Genomic DNA, 17,376 nt, shown 5'->3' with positions numbered 1-17,376 from the left:
CGGCTAATAAAGGGGGAAAAACAGGGCGTTTTTCCCCGCTGCAGGGGGGAGTTGCTGAAAATTTAAGCGCGAGTGCGTTGGCTAAGGACTAAATGAGTGATCAAACCGCCAACCAATCCCCAGAAAGCAGAACCGATACCTAACAATGAAATACCACTGGCAGTGATGAGAAACGCCACAATAGCGCTGTCTCGGTGCTCAGGCTCCGACAGCGCACGTTGCAGGCTGCCTGACAGCGTGGCGAGCAGCGCCAGCCCCGCCAGAGTGGCGATCAGCACAGTGGGCAGGGCACTTAACAGGATGGCAATCAGCGCGCCGGTCAGTCCGGTGAGTAGATAGAAGACACCCGCAATGGCCGAAGCCATCCAGCGACGCCTGGGATCGGCGTCCACATCCTCACCCATGCAAATCGCGGCGGTGATGGCAGCGATACACACGGAAAATCCGCCAAAGGGGGACAGGATCAGCGCAATAAATCCGGTCCAGCCGGTTAATGCAGAGACCGGCGGCTGATAACCGTGCGCCTGCAAGGTGGCAATACCGGGGGCATTTTGCGATGCCATGGTCACCAGAAAATAGGGTAATCCCACTCCAATCAAGGCCGCCAGATTGAAGTGCGGCATGATAAATTCCGGCACGCTGAGCGTGAGAGCGTGCGCGGGAAAATGAATCGCCTGCTGACCTAACGCCACCAGCACGCCAGCGATCAACGCGAGAATAATAGCGTAACGCGGCAGCCAACGGCGACTTATCAGCCAGACCAGACACATGCTGCCGCACAGGGCAAAGTTACTCTGTAGTCCGCTAAAGGTTCCCATGCCAAAGCGCAGTAAAATGCCTGCCAGCATCGCTGCAGCCAGTGACTGGGGGATGTGGTTCATCAGGCGCGCGAACAATCCGGTGACGCCACTCAGCACGATCAGGGCATTGGTGGCGACGAATACGCCAACCACTTCATTGAGTGTTAACCCCTGCACACTGGTGGCCAGTAAGGCAGCGCCCGGCGTAGACCAGGCGGCCAGAATCGGCATGCGCGTCCAGACGGATAAACCAAAAGAGGCTAACCCCATGCCCACGCCTAACATCGACAGCCAGCCGCCAATTTGCGCGGGCGATGCACCCGCCGCTTGTGCCGCCTGAAATATCAATGCCGCGCTACTGCTGTAGCCCACCAGTACGGCTATAAACCCGGAAATCAGCATCGGGAAGGAGAAAGCACTGCGCGAAGTGGCAGTCATCATGAGTTATTTTCCTGCTTGTGCGTTATAGCGCACACTATTGCACGAGTGTGTTATAACGCACAAGTGGTACACTGCGCGCGAATTTGTCAGGAGTGAACATGGAAAATCTTCATCAACATTTAAGTCAGGCGCTGAAACAGTTGCGCCAGGCCAACGGCTGGAGCCTGACGCTGGCAGCCGATCACACCGGCGTCAGCAAGGCGATGCTCGGTCAGATCGAGCGTGGTGAGTCGAGTCCCACGGTGGCAACGCTGTGGAAAATTGCCACCGGCTTTAATGTGCCTTTTTCTTTCTTTGTTCAGGGCAGCGATCAGGCGCCCGGTGTCACCGCAACCTTTCAGCAACCCAACGCGCAAATGCAGGTTAAACCGCTGCTGCCTTATGACGCTAAGCTGCGTTTTGATCTGCTTGAAGTGACCCTGGCTGGCGGCGCGCAAAGTGATTCCTCAGCTCATGAAATCGGCGTGATTGAGCAAGTGGTGGTGCTGGAAGGGGAACTGCTGCTGAATGTCGAAGGTACCTGGCGCCGGTTGCAAGCGGGTGAAGCCAGCCAGTTCGCGGCGGATACTCCACACAGTTACCGCAATCCTCTCAGCACACCCCTGCGTTTTCACAGTCTGATCCATTACTTGCAGCGGGTGTAAACAGACGGGTTTGACTACCCACATCTCGCGGATAATTACAAATTGATACGAAGGTAAACTACACAGTTTGCCTTCGTATTTATATACTCGCGCTTCATCAGTAAGGAGAGGGTGCCATGAGCGACCTGAATAGCGCGGCTGCGGCCTTACGCAGCATCAATGGCAAGCTGGCACGGCGCTTGCGAGAGTCAGCGCCACCCGCCGATCTCACCTGGTCACAAGTGTCGGTACTCGGATTCCTGGTACGGGACGGCGCGATGACGGTGACCGAGTTAGCGGCGCAGGAGGGGGTTCGCAGCCAGTCGATGGGCGCGACCGTGGCCAGTTTGCAGGCGCAGGGCTTAATTCAGGGGGAGGCTGATCCGCATGATGGCCGTAAAACCCGCTATCATCCCACTGAAAGCTGCCTGCAATTGATCGCCGCTAATCGTGCGCAACGTGATGACTGGTTACTGCGGAATATGGCGACCTCACTCACGCCAGCCGAGCAGAAGACATTACTCGCGGCCATCCCCTTACTGCAACGTATTGCCGACCAATAATCCTGAGAGGAATCAACATGGCTTTAACCACGTTAGATGCAAAAACCGCCCTGATTGTGATTGACCTGCAGCACGGGATTGTCCGTCTCCCTGTCGCGCCTTTGGCTGCAGACGTTGTTGTTGAGCGCTGCGCACAGTTGGTTGACGCGTTCCACGCAAAAGATCTGCCGGTTGTGAAAGTGAATGTGGCAGGTGGCGCACCAGGCCGTAACGAGCAGGCACGCCACAGCGGTGAGTTGCCAGCAGACTGGGCAGTGCTGGTGCCAGAAATGACGCTAAAAGCGGGTGAAATCGCGGCGACCAAAACCACCTGGGGCGGCTTCCACAACACCGACTTACATGCACAACTGCAACAGCGCGGTGTGACTCAAGTGGTAGTATGCGGTATCGCGACCTCGATTGGAGTGGAATCCACGGCACGTCAGGCGTATGAGTTAGGTTACAATGTCACGTTGGCAACTGATGCCATGACCTGCCTGAATGCCGAAACGCATAAAAACAGCATTGAGCGTATTTTCCCGCGCTTGGGTGAGAGCGGCTCAACCGCTGATGTGCTGGCGCTGCTGAAGTAATCGCGAGTTAAGCTTTATGCTGGGGTGTGCCTTGGGGTGGCCTCAGCATAATTTATAAAGGACGTAGGTTATTCTTCGTCCCATGGATTCAGCAACACCACGCCTGAACCTTCAAAGTCTCTGGCATTGCGCGTAACCAAAATCAGGTCATGTTCAAGCGCAGTCGCCGCGATAAGGGCATCTGTATGGGGGCGTGCATCGGGGACGTGTAATTGCGCACAGCGCCGAGCCACGTTGCTGTCGATGGCAAGCGTACGCCAGGCGAATTCGATTAACACTCTTGAGCAAAAAAATGCCCTGCAATCCAGACACGTCCTGCAGGGCATTTCTCATTCTAAAGCGGGTTATTTACTGAAACGCATAACTCACTGTCAAACCGACACTATAGTTACGGCCCGGTGCCGGTTCGTAGTAACGGCCGTTGCTTTCGTTGACGATCACGGAGCCGACATAGTTGCGGTCAAACAGATTATCAACACGTCCGAACAGGTCCAGCGTCCAGTTCTGCACCAGCCACTTGTAACCAGAATTCACGCCCACCACGGTGTAAGCCGGGGCTTTAACGTCGTTTTCGTCATCCGCGGCGATATCGCTCATATAGCGCACATCGCCACCGGCATACCAGCCTTGTTCCGGCGCGTATGCCAGTCCGGCATACGCCATGTTGCGCGCAATGCCCGGAATTGGGTTGCCATCGCAGCTGTCAGTGCCACAAGCGTTGGAGCGATAACGGGCGTCGAGCAGCGTCCAGGCCGCCTTGAACTGCCAGTTCTCACCGAATTGCTGGTCGAGGCCCAGTTCCAGTCCACGACGGCGCGTCTCTCCGGCGTTTTTATAACTGGTGCGGCCTTCATAGCTGCTGTCGGAGACGATCTCGTTTTGGGTATCGGTCTGGAACAGCGCTGCCGTAATCAGGCCATTGCCAATGCGTTTTTTGGTGCCGAGTTCAACGGTGTCGCTGGTGGCCGGTTTCAGGTCCATATTGAGACCAGTCTGCGCGGCTGAGCGGTATGAAAGCTCATTCAGAGTGGGCGTTTCAAAGCCACGACCGGCAGAAACATAGGCATTCCAGCTGTTATCAATCGCATACTTCAGTGACGCGGCAGGTAGCCAGCGATGGTAGCGACGATTGCCGCTGTCATCCGGATCGGTGGCGGTAACGTAATAGTCATTAGAGTCGAAATTGACGGTACTCAAACGCACGCCCGCATCCAGTGACCACTTATCCGTGAACTGCCACGCCGTTTGCAGGTAAGGATCAAGATTCCACATCAGATTGCGTTCGTTACGACGCATATCGCCCTGCACACCCAGGTCATTACCGACAAAGTTTTGATAGCCTTTGCGCTTTTCGGTCATGGTTTCATAGTCCAGTCCGCCCGTGACCGTCACGGGAAGGGTGAACAGGGTATCGCGGTGTGTCCAGCGGGTATCAATGCCCTGATAGTGGCGTGACAGAGAAATCACACCGCCAGGGTAGCCCGCCTGAAGCTGAGTGGCGCGCGGGATCGATTGATACTGCGTGGTTTCACGCTCGCCGGCATATAGCATGACGCTGAGGTCGTCGTTTTCACTCATCTGGCGCTGATAGTGCAGGCCAGCCTGGGTTTGATCGACTGTTTTGCGGGCGTTGTACAGCGTGACGTTGCTGGCTACCTGGCGTGGGTTATCTTTCCACTGTGCTTCGGTCAAACCACCGGGATCTTGTGCATCCACATGCACGCTGTTAAATAGCAGCGTCAGCGTGCTGACGTCATCAATGCGCACACCCAGCTTGGCATTGCCCAGGTTCTTCTGCGCCGAGCTGTGATCGCGGTAGCCGTGGGTAGTGAAACGCGAGGCTGAAACGGTGTAATTCACGTCCCCCGCCTGCGTACCGTCACCGGTAGCACCGCTGGCTTTAACGCTGTTGCGCCAGCTGCCGAAACTGCCGAACCAGGTGCTGGCTTCCAGCGTCGTGGGTTGCTGACCGGTCTGGGTTTCGACGTTGATCACACCACCCGATGAGTTACCGTACAGCGCTGAAAATGGACCGCGAAGTACCTCGATATGATCGATGGAACCGATATCGATATTGGAGGTTTGCCCTTGTCCATCAGGCATGGTGGCAGGAATACCATCCACGTACATGCGGATGCCGCGCAGGCCGAAAGTTGAACGCGATCCAAAGCCACGCACCGAAATTTGCAGATCCTGCGCATAGTTCTGACGGTTTTGAATCTGTAACCCGGGCACGCTGGTGAGGTTTTCGGAAAGGTTGACGCGCGGTGCGGCGTGACGCATGTCGTCACCTGACACCACGCTGACGGCGGCTGGTGTATCTAATTCTGACAACCCGGAACCCGCAGGCGCGGCGCTCACCACCATGGTATTGCTGGCATTATCCGCGGCCATCAGTTGCAGGGGGAATAATGCAGGCAGCATCAGCAACGGTGCCTGTCGCAGTAAAGCAATTTTCATTATGAAAGACCGTAAAGAAGGTGTGGAATGAACCAAACGGAACATTAATCGCGCATATGTTAATAGTTTTTTCACTTTTTTCAAAAGCGTTAATAGTATGACTGATTATTGCCTGCGGTTGCGTGAAAAAATGTGGGTGGTCGCATCTCTCGCCTGGCTGTGTATGGGATTTTCTGTCAGTCTGGCGGTTTTGTCTGAAAGCATATAAAGGAGTCACTATGAGTCAGCAACCGGTTGTGGCGGTATTGGGATTAGGCGCAATGGGGCATGCATTTGCTGCCAACTTACTGAAAAAAGGGTTCGTGGTGCATGGCTGGAACCGTACGCGTGCTAAAGGCGAAGATTTACTGAGCGCCGGACTGCAACTCAGTGACAGCGCGGCGCAGGCGGTGCAGGGTGCTGACGTGGTGATTGCCATGCTGTCAGACGGTGACACCACGCGTCAGGAGCTGCGTGAGGCCGCGAGCGCACTGAAGCAGGGCGCAACGGTATGCCAGATGGGCACCATTGGGGTCGAAGCCACAGATGGGGTGATCGCCGATCTGCAACAGGTGCGCCCGGACGTGCTGTTTATTGATGCACCCGTTTCAGGCACCAAAGCACCTGCAGAAAATGCCCAGATTCTGGTGATGGCCAGCGGTGATCAAAGCAAAGCGCAGGCCGCAGAACAGGTGTTTGCCGCGATTGGCAAAGGAACACAGTGGCTGGGTGAAGCCGGTGCCAGTTCGCGTATGAAGTTGGTGGTCAACAGTTGGTTGATCGGTCTGATGCAAAGCCTGGCGGAGAGTACGCGACTGGCGGAGCAGTTTGGTTTCAGCACCGACGATCTGTGGAAGGTGTTGGATGGCGGCCCGTTGGCGGCACCGTACGCCAAAATGAAGCTGGGTATGATCGCCAGCGGTGATTACACGCCGCAGATGCATCTGGTCTGGGCATTGAAGGATGCCAAACTGGCGCTGGATGCGGCCGGTGACAGCAAACTGCCGGCACTGGAGAACATTGTGGATGTCTGGCAGCAAGCGGTGGACGCCGGATATGGTGAGCAGGATCTGGCGGCGGTTTACCAGTTTCTGAAACTCTGAAATGAGTAAACGGCTCAACTTCGATTTTAGTCATCGGCCAGTGGTGCCTTATGCGCACGATTATGCGCATGGTGACGAGGAGCCGTGGCACCATCATGACTGTGCACAGCTGATCCACACCTTAAGCGGTGTGGTCAAAGTGGAGACCCGGCACGGCAGCTGGGTTGTGCCGCCAAGTCGAGGCGTTTGGTTGCCCGCAGGCACACTCCATGCGCTGTCTATTGTGGGCACGGTGGCGGCTCGCACGCTGTTTGTCGATCCGCTGGCGCGCGCTGATTTGCCCGCCAGTTGTCAGGTGGTGCAGATTTCGCCGTTGCTGCGTGAGTTGATTGTCAGCGCACTGACGTTGCCAGAGCAGTACGGTTCTGGCAGTCGCACCGAGCGCATTTACGAACTGATGCTGGACGAAATCCGCGTGATGGATGTACTGCCGTTTGGTCTGGCGTGGCCAGAGAGCGATCGATTGCGCGCGCTCTGTCAGCAGATACAGCTGTCACCCGGTGAAAACTGGACGCTGGCGCGTGCGGCCAACGAACTCTGTGTGGCAGAACGCACCCTGGCGCGTCATTTCAATCGCGAAACCGGTCTGCAGTTTAGCGACTGGGTGCGCCGAGCGCGTTTGAGTGTGGCATTAGCCCGCCTGGCGCAGGGCGAGACGGTGCTGACGGTGGCGCTCGATCTTGGCTACGAGAGCCCGAGCGCCTTCAGTGCGATGTTTCGCCGTGTGCTGGGCGTTACGCCAGCGAATTACTTTCCTGCGGCAGAAAAGCATGGGCTGCGTTAAGCAGTGCCTGCAACGACGCGCGCGCCACATCGTTATCAATCCCCACGCCCCAGGCGCGTTCACCGCGCGCATTCAGACAGCTGATATAGGTGACTGAACGGCTGTCACTGCGTTTGCCCAGCGTATGTTCATGATAATCCTCGATAGTGATAGCGAGATCATAACGCTGGCGCAGCGCGGCTACGGCGGCTGACAGCAATCCGTTACCTTTCCCTTCCAGCGTCACCGGCTGCGCGCCGTCTTGCACGCGGGCTTTAAAACGCGTCTCGCCTTTTTCATCACTGTGGCTTTCAGCTTCCAGTAAGCGACGTGAGGGTTGGGTTAAACCGTAGTGCTGACAAAACAGTTGCCACAGGGCGTGGTGGGTCATCTCTTGGCCATGACCATCGGTTTGTTGCTGTACGATGCGACTGAAATCCTGCTGCAATCCGCGCGGTAACTGCAGGCCGTGATTCTGCTCCAGCAACCAGGCTGCGCCCCCTTTGCCGGACTGGCTGTTTACGCGAATCACCGCTTCATAGCTGCAACCGATATCGAGCGGATCAAGCGGCAGGTAGGGCATTTGCCAGATCGTTTCCTGACGCTCGCTGCGTTCGGCAAACCCTTTGCGGATGGCATCCTGATGCGAGCCGGAGAAGGCAGTGAAGACTAATTCACCGGCATAAGGATGACGCGGATGAACCGGCAGTTGGTTGCAGCGTGTCACCACTTCCAGCACTTGTTGGATGTCGCTGAAATCGAGTTCAGGCGCCACGCCTTGCGTATATAAATTGAGTGCCAGCGTGATGATATCGACATTGCCGGTACGTTCACCGTTACCAAACAGGCAACCTTCAACGCGATCAGCCCCGGCCAGGATGGCCAGTTCAGCGCAGGCCACGCCGGTGCCACGATCGTTATGCGGATGGACGCAAATCGCCACCTGCGCTCGCTGGCTGAAATGGCGGCAGAAATATTCAATCTGGTCGGCATAGACGTTCGGGGTGTTCACTTCGACCGTGGCGGGCAGGTTGATGATCATCGGGCGCTCTGGGCCTGGTTGCCAGATCGCGGCAACGGCTTCACAAATTTCCAGCGCGAAGTCGGGTTCGGTAAAGCAGAAGGTTTCAGGTGAATACTGGAATGTCCAGGCGGTATCCGTTTGTGCTTCACAGCGAGCGCGAATTTGGCGCGCACCGGCACAGGCCAGTTCAACGATTTCCGCTTTGCTCTGGCGGAATACGCGCTCACGGAACAGTGGCGCAGTGGCGTTATACATGTGGATGATGGCTTGCGGCGCACCGCGCAGGGCGTCAAAGGTACGATCGATCAAATCGCTGCGTGCCTGGGTGAGTACCTGAATGGCCACGTCGGACGGGATATGATTGTGCTCGATCAGCAAACGGACAAAATCGAAGTCGGTTTGCGATGCGGCGGGAAACGCCACTTCGATTTCCTTAAAACCGCAGCGCAGTAACAGTTGCCAAAACTCCAGCTTGCGCGCGCTGTCCATCGGTGTCGCCAGCGCCTGGTTGCCATCACGCAGGTCGGTTGAGAGCCAGCGTGGCGCCTGCGTTAACTGGCGCGAGGGCCACTGACGGTCGGGCAAGTCAATCACCGGGTAGGGGCGGTATTTTTCAGCAGGTTGGTTCAGCATGAGTTTCTCCTTATGGGTCTGTGATCAGTCTGGACCACTCCGCCGCACTCTGCTCACGCATAACTGACAACACTGGCTGCATAACTGACAATTTATCAGGTTTGGCTGGGGTTGCTGTGGGTTTCGTGCTCGGCCCCATAAAGGCCAGCCCGATCGCAAAGAAATCACGCATCCATGCAGATCGACCGCCGCTCCCGGCGGCGGACGCTTTGCTCCTCGGGCTGGCCTTTATGGAGCTTTAAGCATGATCGTTGCTGTTGTTCGTGATGGCATCGGTATTCTCTCCGCCCGTTGCGGGCTCGGCGTGCCAAAGCTTATGCGCCAGACGGCATTCCTCAGATGAAATCAGCATCTCGGCTTGCTTCGCGGCAGGGTAGTCTGGGGTTTTGCGCGATAAGAGAAAACACAATGAAAAGAGCAGCTTTAGCCATTTTTGTCATGCTAGCCAGTGGGACGGTCAGTGCGGAAACCGTTACGCTGCGTATCGCTGACCAGAAGGGCAATATGCACGCCGAGATGGAAGCGGCGCAGCAGTTAAACAATCTCAGCTATAAAATCGAATGGGCAGAGTTCCCGGCGGCGGCACCGCTGGCGGAAGCGTTAAATGCTGGTGCGGTGGATGCCGGTATTATTGGCGATGCGCCGCTGCTTTTCTCCCTTGCTGCGGGTTCACAGGTGAAAGCCGTGGCGGTGAGCAAATCGGTGCCTGAAGGTTTGGCGGTGCTGGTCAGCCCTGATTCACCGATTAAAACCGTGGCGGATTTGAAAGGGAAAAATATCGCCACCGGTCGTGGATCGATTGGCCACTTCGAGGCGTTAAAAGCGCTGGAAAAAGCGGGTATCAGTGACAAAGACGTTAAATGGCGCTTCCTGACACCGGCCGATGCGCGTATTGCCTTGGCCAACGGTTCAGTGGATGCATGGTCAACCTGGGACCCTTACACGGCGCTGGCGGAAGTAACCCATACCGGGCGTGTGCTGATTAACGGCGTGGGGCTTTCCAGTGGCAACAGCTTCCTCGCGGCCACCGATGCGGCGATCAATGATGCCGGAAAACGGGCCGCCCTACAGGATTACGTCAATCGACTGGCGGCGGCGGATCGTTGGGCGAACAGCCATGTCGATGAATACTCCACCACGCTGGCGAAAATCATCGGTTTTCCAAAAGAGGCTGCGGCAAAATCTTTCTCACGGCGCCAGTCGCATTGGCAAAGCATTGATGACGCCACCATTGCCCAGCAGCAGGAGACGGCTGATTTTTACCAGAAATATGGCCTAATTCAGCAACACCTCGACGTCAAACCGACCTTTTATCATGGCTTAACCGTTTCACAGAAGTAACCCTTTGTGCCCCAACGTTTGGCTAAACTCCATGGGGCGCGTAGCATAGCGCCCATCTTGCCTTCATCTTTATCACCTATGTTAACCAAAACCTTCGATGGTCATAACGACCTGCTGCTTAATCTGTGGTTACATCATCGCGATGCGCCTGCAGACGCCTTCTTCTCGGGGATTGAGAAAGGGCACCTTGATTTTCCACGTATGCAGCAGGGCGGTTTTGCGGGCGGGTTGTTTGCGATGTTTGTCCCGCCGCAGCGCTACATCAATGAAGTGGCACCTGAACGTGCGCAGGAGCAGTGGCAACCGCTGGAGATCCTCTGGCAGCAACTGGATATCCTGAAAACGCTGGTGGCCGAATCGGCGGGGCGCGCGCGACTGTGCCTGACGGCCAATGACATCGCTGCCTGTCGCCGTGATGACGTGCTGGCGATGGTGGCGCATATTGAAGGTGCCGACGGATTCGACGCTGATGGCGAGGCGCTGGCCGAGTTTTATCAGGCGGGCGTGCGCAGCATGGGTCCTTTCTGGAACTTACCGAATCTTTTTGGCGAAGGGGTGAATGGCTCGTTTCCACACACTCCGGATACTGGACCGGGCCTGACGCGTGCCGGTAAGCAGCTGATTGCAGCGGCCAATCGTCATCGCATGATGATCGACGTATCGCATATGAATGAAAAAGCGTTCTGGGACACCGCGCGCCTGTCGAACGCGCCGCTGGTGGCAAGTCACTCAAACGCCCACGCACTCTGTGCGCAACCACGCAATCTCACTGATGATCAACTACGGGCGATCCGTGACAGTGGCGGGGTGGTAGGTGTGAATTTTGGTAACGCTTTCTTACGCGCCGATGGTCAGCGCACCAGCGACACGCCATTGATCGAAATTGGTAAACATCTGGAACATTTAATTGAAATAATGGGACCCGAAAACGTAGCATTTGGTTCAGATTTCGATGGCATCAGCGTGCCGGACGCCTTAAAAGATGTTTCTGGGCTGCCGCGCCTGCATGCGCTGCTGGCATCGCTCGGCTATGATCAAGCAGTGATCGAGCAGGTTGCCTGGGGTAATTGGCAGCGCGTCCTGCAACAGATTTGGCAGGATTAACACAATTCCCTTACCTAATCAGGGTTGATATGCCTGCTACATTGGCGCAACATCAGCCCGCGTCGTGCATTGTGGCCTGAATATTGTATTTCTGGCGCAAGCATTTCCAGCAGAGCCTGCTCTGCGTTATTTGTCTAGAGGAAGAAAATTATGTGGAAGAAACCTGAATTTGTTGACCTGCGTCTGGGCCTGGAAGTGACTCTGTACATCTCCAACCGCTAAGACTTTCTGCCCGCCGTTCGCGCGGGCATTTTATTTTTCTTTTTGGTCATCTCACATGTTTATTAAAGTGCTTGGTTCAGCGGCAGGTGGCGGCTTTCCGCAGTGGAACTGTAACTGCGCCAATTGCAGCGGCCTGCGTAACGGCACCCTTCAGGCTCAGGCGCGGACGCAATCTTCGATTATTGTCAGTGACAACGGTGAAGATTGGGTGCTGTGTAACGCCTCGCCAGATATCAGCCAGCAGATTGCCCACACGCCAGAACTGATTAAAAAAGGTGTGCTGCGCGGCACCGCCATCGGCAGTATTATCCTGACTGATAGCCAGATTGATCACACCACCGGGTTACTCAGCCTGCGTGAAGGCTGCCCACATCAGGTGTGGTGTACGCCTGAGGTCCATGCTGACCTCACCAGTGGCTTCCCCATTTTCACCATGTTGCAGCACTGGAATGGCGGGCTGCAGCATCACGCGTTAACACCGCTGGAACCCTTCCGCGTCGATGTGTGCGGCGATCTGCAGTTCACGGCTATTCCGATTCTCAGCAATGCGCCACCGTATTCGCCATACCGCGATCGCCCTCTGCCAGGCCATAACGTGGCATTGTTTATTGAGAACACGGCCAACGGACAGACGCTACTCTACGCGCCGGGCCTGGGCGAGCCGGATGCCGTGATCATGCCTTGGTTGCAAAAAGCCGATTGTCTGCTGATTGATGGCACCGTTTGGCAGGACGATGAACTGCTGGCAACCGGCGTCGGTAAAAATACCGGCAAAGCCATGGGCCATCTGGCTCTGGCAGAAGAGCACGGCTTAATGGCGCTACTGGCTGCGTTGCCCGCCAAGCGCAAAATTTTGATTCACATTAATAACACCAATCCGATTCTCAACGAGCAGTCGCCGCAGCGTCAGTATCTGATACAGCAGGGCATTGAAGTGAGTTGGGACGGCATGGCGATTCATCTGCAGGAGAGCGCATCGTGATTACTGAAGCCTTATCGCCGCAAGCGTTTGAACAGGCACTGCGTGCCAAAGGCGCGTTTTATCATATTCATCATCCGTATCACATCGCGATGCACAACGGTGAAGCGACACGCGAACAGATTCAGGGGTGGGTAGCCAACCGCTTTTACTACCAGACCAACATCCCACTGAAGGATGCAGCGATCATGGCGAACTGCCCGGATCCGGCTACGCGTCGTAAATGGGTTCAGCGCATTCTGGACCATGACGGCAGCAACGGTCATGAAGGTGGTATTGAAGCCTGGCTACAATTAGGTGAAGCCGTCGGACTGGATCGTGAGGTGCTGCTGTCTGAAAAGCTGGTGCTGCCAGGGGTACGCTTTGCGGTGGATGCCTACGTCAATTTTGCGCGTCGTGCTAACTGGCAAGAAGCGGCATGCAGTTCGTTAACCGAACTCTTTGCGCCGCAAATTCACCAGTCACGTCTCGACAGCTGGCCGCAACACTATCCGTGGATCAAGGAAGAGGGCTACTTCTATTTCCGCAGCCGTCTTAGCCAGGCAAATCGTGATGTGGAACATGGCCTGGCGCTGGCGCTGGAGGTGTTTACCACGGCAGAGCAGCAGAACCGTATGCTGGAGATCCTGCAGTTCAAACTGGACATTCTCTGGACGCTGCTGGATGCCATGACCATGGCGTATTCGTTACAGCGCCCGCCTTATCACACCGTCACCGATCAGGTGTCATGGCACAGTACAAGACTGGTATAACATCATGAAAGATAATCTGATCCCTGCTTTCCGCCGTGGCTATCGCATGCAGTGGGAACCTGCACAAGACAGCCATGTGGTGCTTTATCCGGAAGGGATGGCAAAGCTGAATGAAACTGCTGCCGCGATTCTGGAGCTGGTGACGGGCAAGCAAGACGTTGCGGCCATCATTCATACGCTCAATACGCGCTTCCCGGAAGCAGGCGGCGTGGACGATGATGTGAAAGAGTTCCTGCAATCCGCCGTTGAACAGAAATGGATCCAGTGTCGTGAACCTGAATAAAACTGTCACGCCGCCGCTTTGGCTGCTGGCTGAACTGACTTATCGCTGTCCACTGCAGTGCCCTTACTGCTCAAACCCGCTCGATTTTTCGCAGCAGGAGAAAGAGCTGACCACGGAACAGTGGATCGATGTTTTCCGCCAGGCGCGTGCCATGGGCAGTGTGCAGATGGGCTTTTCAGGTGGAGAGCCATTAACGCGTAAAGATCTGCCCGAGCTGATTCGTGCCGCACGGGATCTGGGCTTCTACACCAACCTGATCACCTCTGGCATTGGCCTGACGCCCAAAAAGCTCGATGCTTTTGCCGATGCGGGCCTCGATCATATCCAGATCAGCTTCCAGGCCAGCGATGAGGTGCTGAATGCGGCATTAGCCGGTTCGAAAAAAGCCTTTCAGCAGAAGCTGGAGATGGCAAAAGCGGTAAAAGCGCACGGTTATCCGATGGTGCTTAACTTCGTGCTGCATCGCCACAATATCGACCAGATCGATAAAATCATCGATCTCTGTATCGAACTGGAAGCCGACGACGTTGAGTTGGCCACCTGCCAGTTTTATGGCTGGGCGCACCTGAACCGTCAGGGGCTGTTACCGACACGCGAACAAATCGCCAATGCTGAAGCCGTAGTGGCGCAATACCGTGAACGTATGAGTGAAAGCGGTAACCTCGCCAATCTACTCTTTGTTACGCCGGACTATTATGAAGAGCGTCCGAAACCTTGTATGGGCGGCTGGGGATCGATTTTCCTGAGTGTCACGCCAGAAGGCACCGCATTGCCGTGCCACAGCGCGCGTCAGTTGCCGGTCGAGTTCCCATCGGTGCTCAATCAAAGACTGGAGGATATCTGGTACAACTCGTTTGGTTTTAACCGCTATCGGGGTTATGACTGGATGCCGGAGCCGTGCCGTTCGTGTGATGAGAAAGAGAAGGATTTCGGTGGCTGCCGCTGTCAGGCCTATATGTTGACGGGCAATGCTGACAATACCGATCCGGTATGTAGCAAGTCACCGCATCACGGCAAAATCCTTGAAGCTCGGCGTGAAGCGACCTGTAGTGATATCAAAATTGCCCAGCTACAGTTCCGAAATCGCAGCAACTCTGAGCTGATCTTTAAGCAGCGAGTCACCTGATGACCTCGCGCCATCTTGTTCTGGCCAATGGCCTGCGCTGCCATCTGTACCACCAGCCAGACGCGCGTGATGCCGCTGCCTTGGTGCGCGTGCAGGCCGGCAGTCTTGATGAACCCGACCGCTGGCCGGGATTGGCGCATTTACTGGAGCATCTGCTGTTCTGCGGCAGTGAGCGCTTTGAAGACCGCGAGCGTTTAATGCCTTGGGTGCAGCAGCAAGGTGGACAGGTCAATGCCACCACACAACTCAGTAGTAGCGCCTTCTTTTTTCAACTTCCTGCGACGGCTCTGCCTGAAGGAGTTAAACGCTTAAGCGATATGCTTGCTGCACCGTTGCTCAGCCAGCAGGCGATTCAGCAGGAAGTGGCGGTGATTGAGGCGGAATATCAGCTGTTGCGTCATCATGTCGAGACCCTGAGTGAAGCGGCATTGGTGGATACTCTGGGCGGGATTTTTCAACGCTTTCGTGTGGGTAATCAGCAATCATTTGGTGACAATGTAACTTCATTGCAGGCTGCGCTACGTGAGTTTCACCAGAGTTATTTCCGTGCGAAGGGCATTGAATTGTGGTTGCAGGGGCCGCAATCTCTGGACGAACTGGCCGAGCTTGCGCACGCTTTTACGACCCTTCCTGCAAGCCAGGTTAAACCGCATTGTGTGCTGCCACTCCCTGCTACGCATGACCTTCAGTTACAGCTAACGGGTGATGAGAATTTCTGGCTTACGTTGATGTTACCCGGGGATGGAGATTCATTGCGTGACAATGTCACTTTACTCAGTGTGTTTTGGCAAGATGAAGCCCCCGGAAGTTTGCTGGCGGCGCTGAGAGAAGTCGGCTTGTGCGATACGTTGCACGGGCAGTGGCTGTGGCAAGATGCGCAGCACGGTTGGCTGGCGTTGCGTTTTACGGCGGCACAGATCAGCGTCGAGCAAGCCCAGCGTATTGAACAGCTATTCTGGCAACATGTTGCGGCTATCGGTGCCTGCGGCACTGAACATCGGCAGCATTATGCGCAACTGGCGTTGCACGATTTTGCCTGTCTGACGCCGTTGGAGCAGTTACGAGGACGCGCGCTGGGCTTTGCGCCCGCAGAGAGGGTGCCCGAAAGTTTCACGGCATTTGTCGCGGCGTTACCGCAAGCTGCCTGCACGCGCATGTTGACGCAGCAACACCTGCCCGATGCCCAACGTGTGGATACACAGGGTTTTACGTTGATGCAGAAGACAGGATTAGCGCAAAGCTCGGTTTTTCACCCCGCTGCAAATTTCCATTTTTATCCTGTTTCCCAAGCGGCCATTGCACCCGCTTTGCCTCCCGTAGCCATAGCGTTACCCCATTTTACGCCCCGGCAACATGTAGAAACCCTACTGCTGCGCCCGGCGTTTTATCACACGCTGAGTGATGAGGATGCACAGGCGCGCCAGGCCTTGCTGCGGCCGGTTCTGGCGGAGCTGCGCCATGCCGGTGGCAGCGGCAGTTGGCAACAGAAGCAGGGCGTCTGGCAGCTGGTGCTGAATCTTCCAACAGGCGATGCTGTAGCCTTACAGACTGTACATCATGCGCTGAAGGCCTTGAGTGCTGAAGTGCAGCCGAAGGGCGTTGCAACACCGCAAACTATCGTGATTCGTCAGTTACTGGCGACATTGCCAGTGCAGTTAATCTCTCCTGTTGCTGATAGTGACTGGCTGGCTGCCTGGAGCGGCAAACAGCAGGCACTGCAGCAGCGCGTTGCCCATCTGCTCAGCGACTTTTCTCCAGGTTTGGCCAGGTATGCCCATCCGCCTCGGTTACAACGGGGCATCACGCCGGTTAACTGCCAGGGAAGCGACCAGGCGCTGCTGCTGTTTATTCCGTTACCGCAGTCAGATGACAGCAACTTAGCCGCATTACGTGCGCTGTCATTGCTGTTGGAGCCGAGATTCTTCCAGCGGCTGCGTGTCGATCAACAGATTGGTTATGTGGTGTCCGCTCGCTATCAGCGCGTCGCCGATATGGATGGGCTGTTACTGGCACTGCAATCGCCACAGCTCCCATGGCAGACGCTGCTGGGGCACTGTAAACGCTTTATGCGTGAGATGGTTGCAGAGGTTGATTCGGTTACGCCGCAGACGCTGGCGGCATGGCAGGCCACCTTGCTCGACCAATGTGATGCCAAAGACAACACCGATGCAGCCGTGCAGGGGTTACGCCAACAGCAGGGGTTAGCCAATCTCAATCGCAACGCGGTGATGTCTCTGACGCTGTCTCACCTGCAGCAGCTCCACAAGCGAATGATGCGTGAACGCCGCCGCTGGCGAATCATTGTGAATCAAAGCTGAAAGGCGATGTGTTTACCGTTTGGTAATGTGACATCAATGCGTACTTCGCCACCGAGTGCCGCAACATAACGTTTTAATGTCGAAAGCCGCGGATCATTATCGGGATTCTCCATTTTGGCTAACGTGGGCTGTGAGATTCCCATTGTGCGGGCCAACTCGGTTTGCGAAAAATTGAGTTCTTCACGTATCTGACTTAAGGCAATATCCTGGCGTAATTTCTCAATTTTAACAGCGATACGCTGTTGGCTTTCAGGTGATTGCTTCTCTAATAAAGCTTTGTAATTAGACAT

The 17,376-nt window shown here is 55.7% G+C and carries 18 protein-coding genes; 13 read left to right on the top strand and 5 right to left on the bottom strand.

Features of this window, described 5'->3' with window-relative positions:
* Positions 1-62 precede the first annotated feature (62 nt).
* Complete coding sequence (locus tag ACPUC8_RS19630) at positions 63-1,241, bottom strand: benzoate/H(+) symporter BenE family transporter (RefSeq protein WP_081998144.1); 1,179 nt, start codon at positions 1,239-1,241, stop codon at positions 63-65.
* 98 nt (positions 1,242-1,339) lie between these two features.
* Here ACPUC8_RS19630 and ACPUC8_RS19625 point away from each other — a divergent pair, with 98 nt between their 5' ends.
* From ACPUC8_RS19625 to ACPUC8_RS19615, 3 genes are all read left to right on the top strand, one after another.
* Positions 1,340-1,885: a helix-turn-helix domain-containing protein gene (locus ACPUC8_RS19625; protein ID WP_039335685.1), complete on the top strand. Its 546-nt coding sequence runs from the start codon at positions 1,340-1,342 to the stop codon at positions 1,883-1,885.
* Between the two features lie 116 nt (positions 1,886-2,001).
* Complete coding sequence (locus ACPUC8_RS19620; protein WP_039335687.1) at positions 2,002-2,427, top strand: MarR family winged helix-turn-helix transcriptional regulator; 426 nt, start codon at positions 2,002-2,004, stop codon at positions 2,425-2,427.
* 17 nt (positions 2,428-2,444) lie between these two features.
* On the top strand, positions 2,445-2,999 hold the full coding sequence (locus ACPUC8_RS19615) for an isochorismatase family protein (RefSeq protein ID WP_494927111.1): 555 nt from the start codon (positions 2,445-2,447) through the stop codon (positions 2,997-2,999).
* A gap of 68 nt (positions 3,000-3,067) precedes the next feature.
* Here ACPUC8_RS19615 and ACPUC8_RS19610 read toward each other — a convergent pair whose 3' ends face one another.
* On the bottom strand, positions 3,068-3,325 hold the full coding sequence (locus tag ACPUC8_RS19610) for a PIN domain-containing protein (protein WP_494927110.1): 258 nt from the start codon (positions 3,323-3,325) through the stop codon (positions 3,068-3,070).
* Between the two features lie 22 nt (positions 3,326-3,347).
* Positions 3,348-5,459, bottom strand: coding sequence for a TonB-dependent receptor PqqU (pqqU, locus tag ACPUC8_RS19605; RefSeq protein WP_494927109.1), 2,112 nt, complete (start codon positions 5,457-5,459; stop codon positions 3,348-3,350).
* A 218-nt stretch (positions 5,460-5,677) separates the two neighbouring features.
* Here pqqU and ACPUC8_RS19600 point away from each other — a divergent pair, with 218 nt between their 5' ends.
* Positions 5,678-6,541 carry an NAD(P)-dependent oxidoreductase gene (locus tag ACPUC8_RS19600; protein ID WP_494927108.1) on the top strand — a complete coding sequence of 288 codons (864 nt, stop codon included), beginning with the start codon at positions 5,678-5,680 and terminating at the stop codon, positions 6,539-6,541.
* A 1-nt stretch (position 6,542) separates the two neighbouring features.
* Complete coding sequence (locus ACPUC8_RS19595) at positions 6,543-7,325, top strand: AraC family transcriptional regulator (RefSeq protein WP_494927107.1); 783 nt, start codon at positions 6,543-6,545, stop codon at positions 7,323-7,325.
* Here the strand turns inward: ACPUC8_RS19595 and leuA are convergent.
* Entirely contained in the window at positions 7,276-8,961 is a 1,686-nt protein-coding gene (gene leuA, locus ACPUC8_RS19590) for a 2-isopropylmalate synthase (RefSeq protein WP_494927106.1), read from the bottom strand. The genes ACPUC8_RS19595 and leuA overlap by 50 nt on opposite strands.
* A 393-nt stretch (positions 8,962-9,354) precedes the next feature.
* Between leuA and ACPUC8_RS19585 the strand changes: the two genes are divergently transcribed.
* The 8 genes from ACPUC8_RS19585 (at position 9,355) to pqqF (ending at position 17,086) form a co-directional block, all read left to right on the top strand.
* Entirely contained in the window at positions 9,355-10,302 is a 948-nt protein-coding gene (locus tag ACPUC8_RS19585) for an ABC transporter substrate-binding protein (RefSeq protein WP_494927129.1), read from the top strand.
* Between the two features lie 78 nt (positions 10,303-10,380).
* Complete coding sequence (locus tag ACPUC8_RS19580) at positions 10,381-11,406, top strand: dipeptidase (RefSeq protein ID WP_494927105.1); 1,026 nt, start codon at positions 10,381-10,383, stop codon at positions 11,404-11,406.
* A 150-nt stretch (positions 11,407-11,556) separates the two neighbouring features.
* Complete coding sequence (pqqA, locus tag ACPUC8_RS19575) at positions 11,557-11,628, top strand: pyrroloquinoline quinone precursor peptide PqqA (protein WP_010617686.1); 72 nt, start codon at positions 11,557-11,559, stop codon at positions 11,626-11,628.
* 55 nt (positions 11,629-11,683) lie between these two features.
* Positions 11,684-12,610, top strand: a complete 927-nt coding sequence (gene pqqB / locus ACPUC8_RS19570) for a pyrroloquinoline quinone biosynthesis protein PqqB (RefSeq protein ID WP_283227769.1) — start codon at positions 11,684-11,686, stop codon at positions 12,608-12,610.
* Complete coding sequence (gene pqqC / locus ACPUC8_RS19565; protein WP_039335724.1) at positions 12,604-13,359, top strand: pyrroloquinoline-quinone synthase PqqC; 756 nt, start codon at positions 12,604-12,606, stop codon at positions 13,357-13,359. Before pqqB ends, pqqC begins: the two co-directional genes overlap by 7 nt.
* Positions 13,360-13,363: 4 nt before the next feature.
* Positions 13,364-13,642 carry a pyrroloquinoline quinone biosynthesis peptide chaperone PqqD gene (gene pqqD / locus ACPUC8_RS19560; protein ID WP_039335705.1) on the top strand — a complete coding sequence of 93 codons (279 nt, stop codon included), beginning with the start codon at positions 13,364-13,366 and terminating at the stop codon, positions 13,640-13,642.
* A complete protein-coding gene (pqqE, locus tag ACPUC8_RS19555) occupies positions 13,629-14,768 on the top strand; it encodes a pyrroloquinoline quinone biosynthesis protein PqqE (RefSeq protein ID WP_039335707.1) in 1,140 nt (379 codons plus the stop codon). Before pqqD ends, pqqE begins: the two co-directional genes overlap by 14 nt.
* Positions 14,768-17,086 carry a pyrroloquinoline quinone biosynthesis protein PqqF gene (pqqF, locus tag ACPUC8_RS19550; protein ID WP_039335709.1) on the top strand — a complete coding sequence of 773 codons (2,319 nt, stop codon included), beginning with the start codon at positions 14,768-14,770 and terminating at the stop codon, positions 17,084-17,086. The genes pqqE and pqqF overlap by 1 nt, the downstream gene beginning before the upstream one ends.
* Here pqqF and ACPUC8_RS19545 read toward each other — a convergent pair.
* Positions 17,077-17,376, bottom strand: coding sequence for a helix-turn-helix domain-containing protein (locus tag ACPUC8_RS19545; RefSeq protein ID WP_039335712.1), 300 nt, complete (start codon positions 17,374-17,376; stop codon positions 17,077-17,079). The genes pqqF and ACPUC8_RS19545 overlap by 10 nt on opposite strands.

It is taken from the genome of Pantoea sp. CFCC18177, from assembly GCF_059412425.1.
This window is presented reverse-complemented; position numbering and strand designations above follow the sequence as displayed.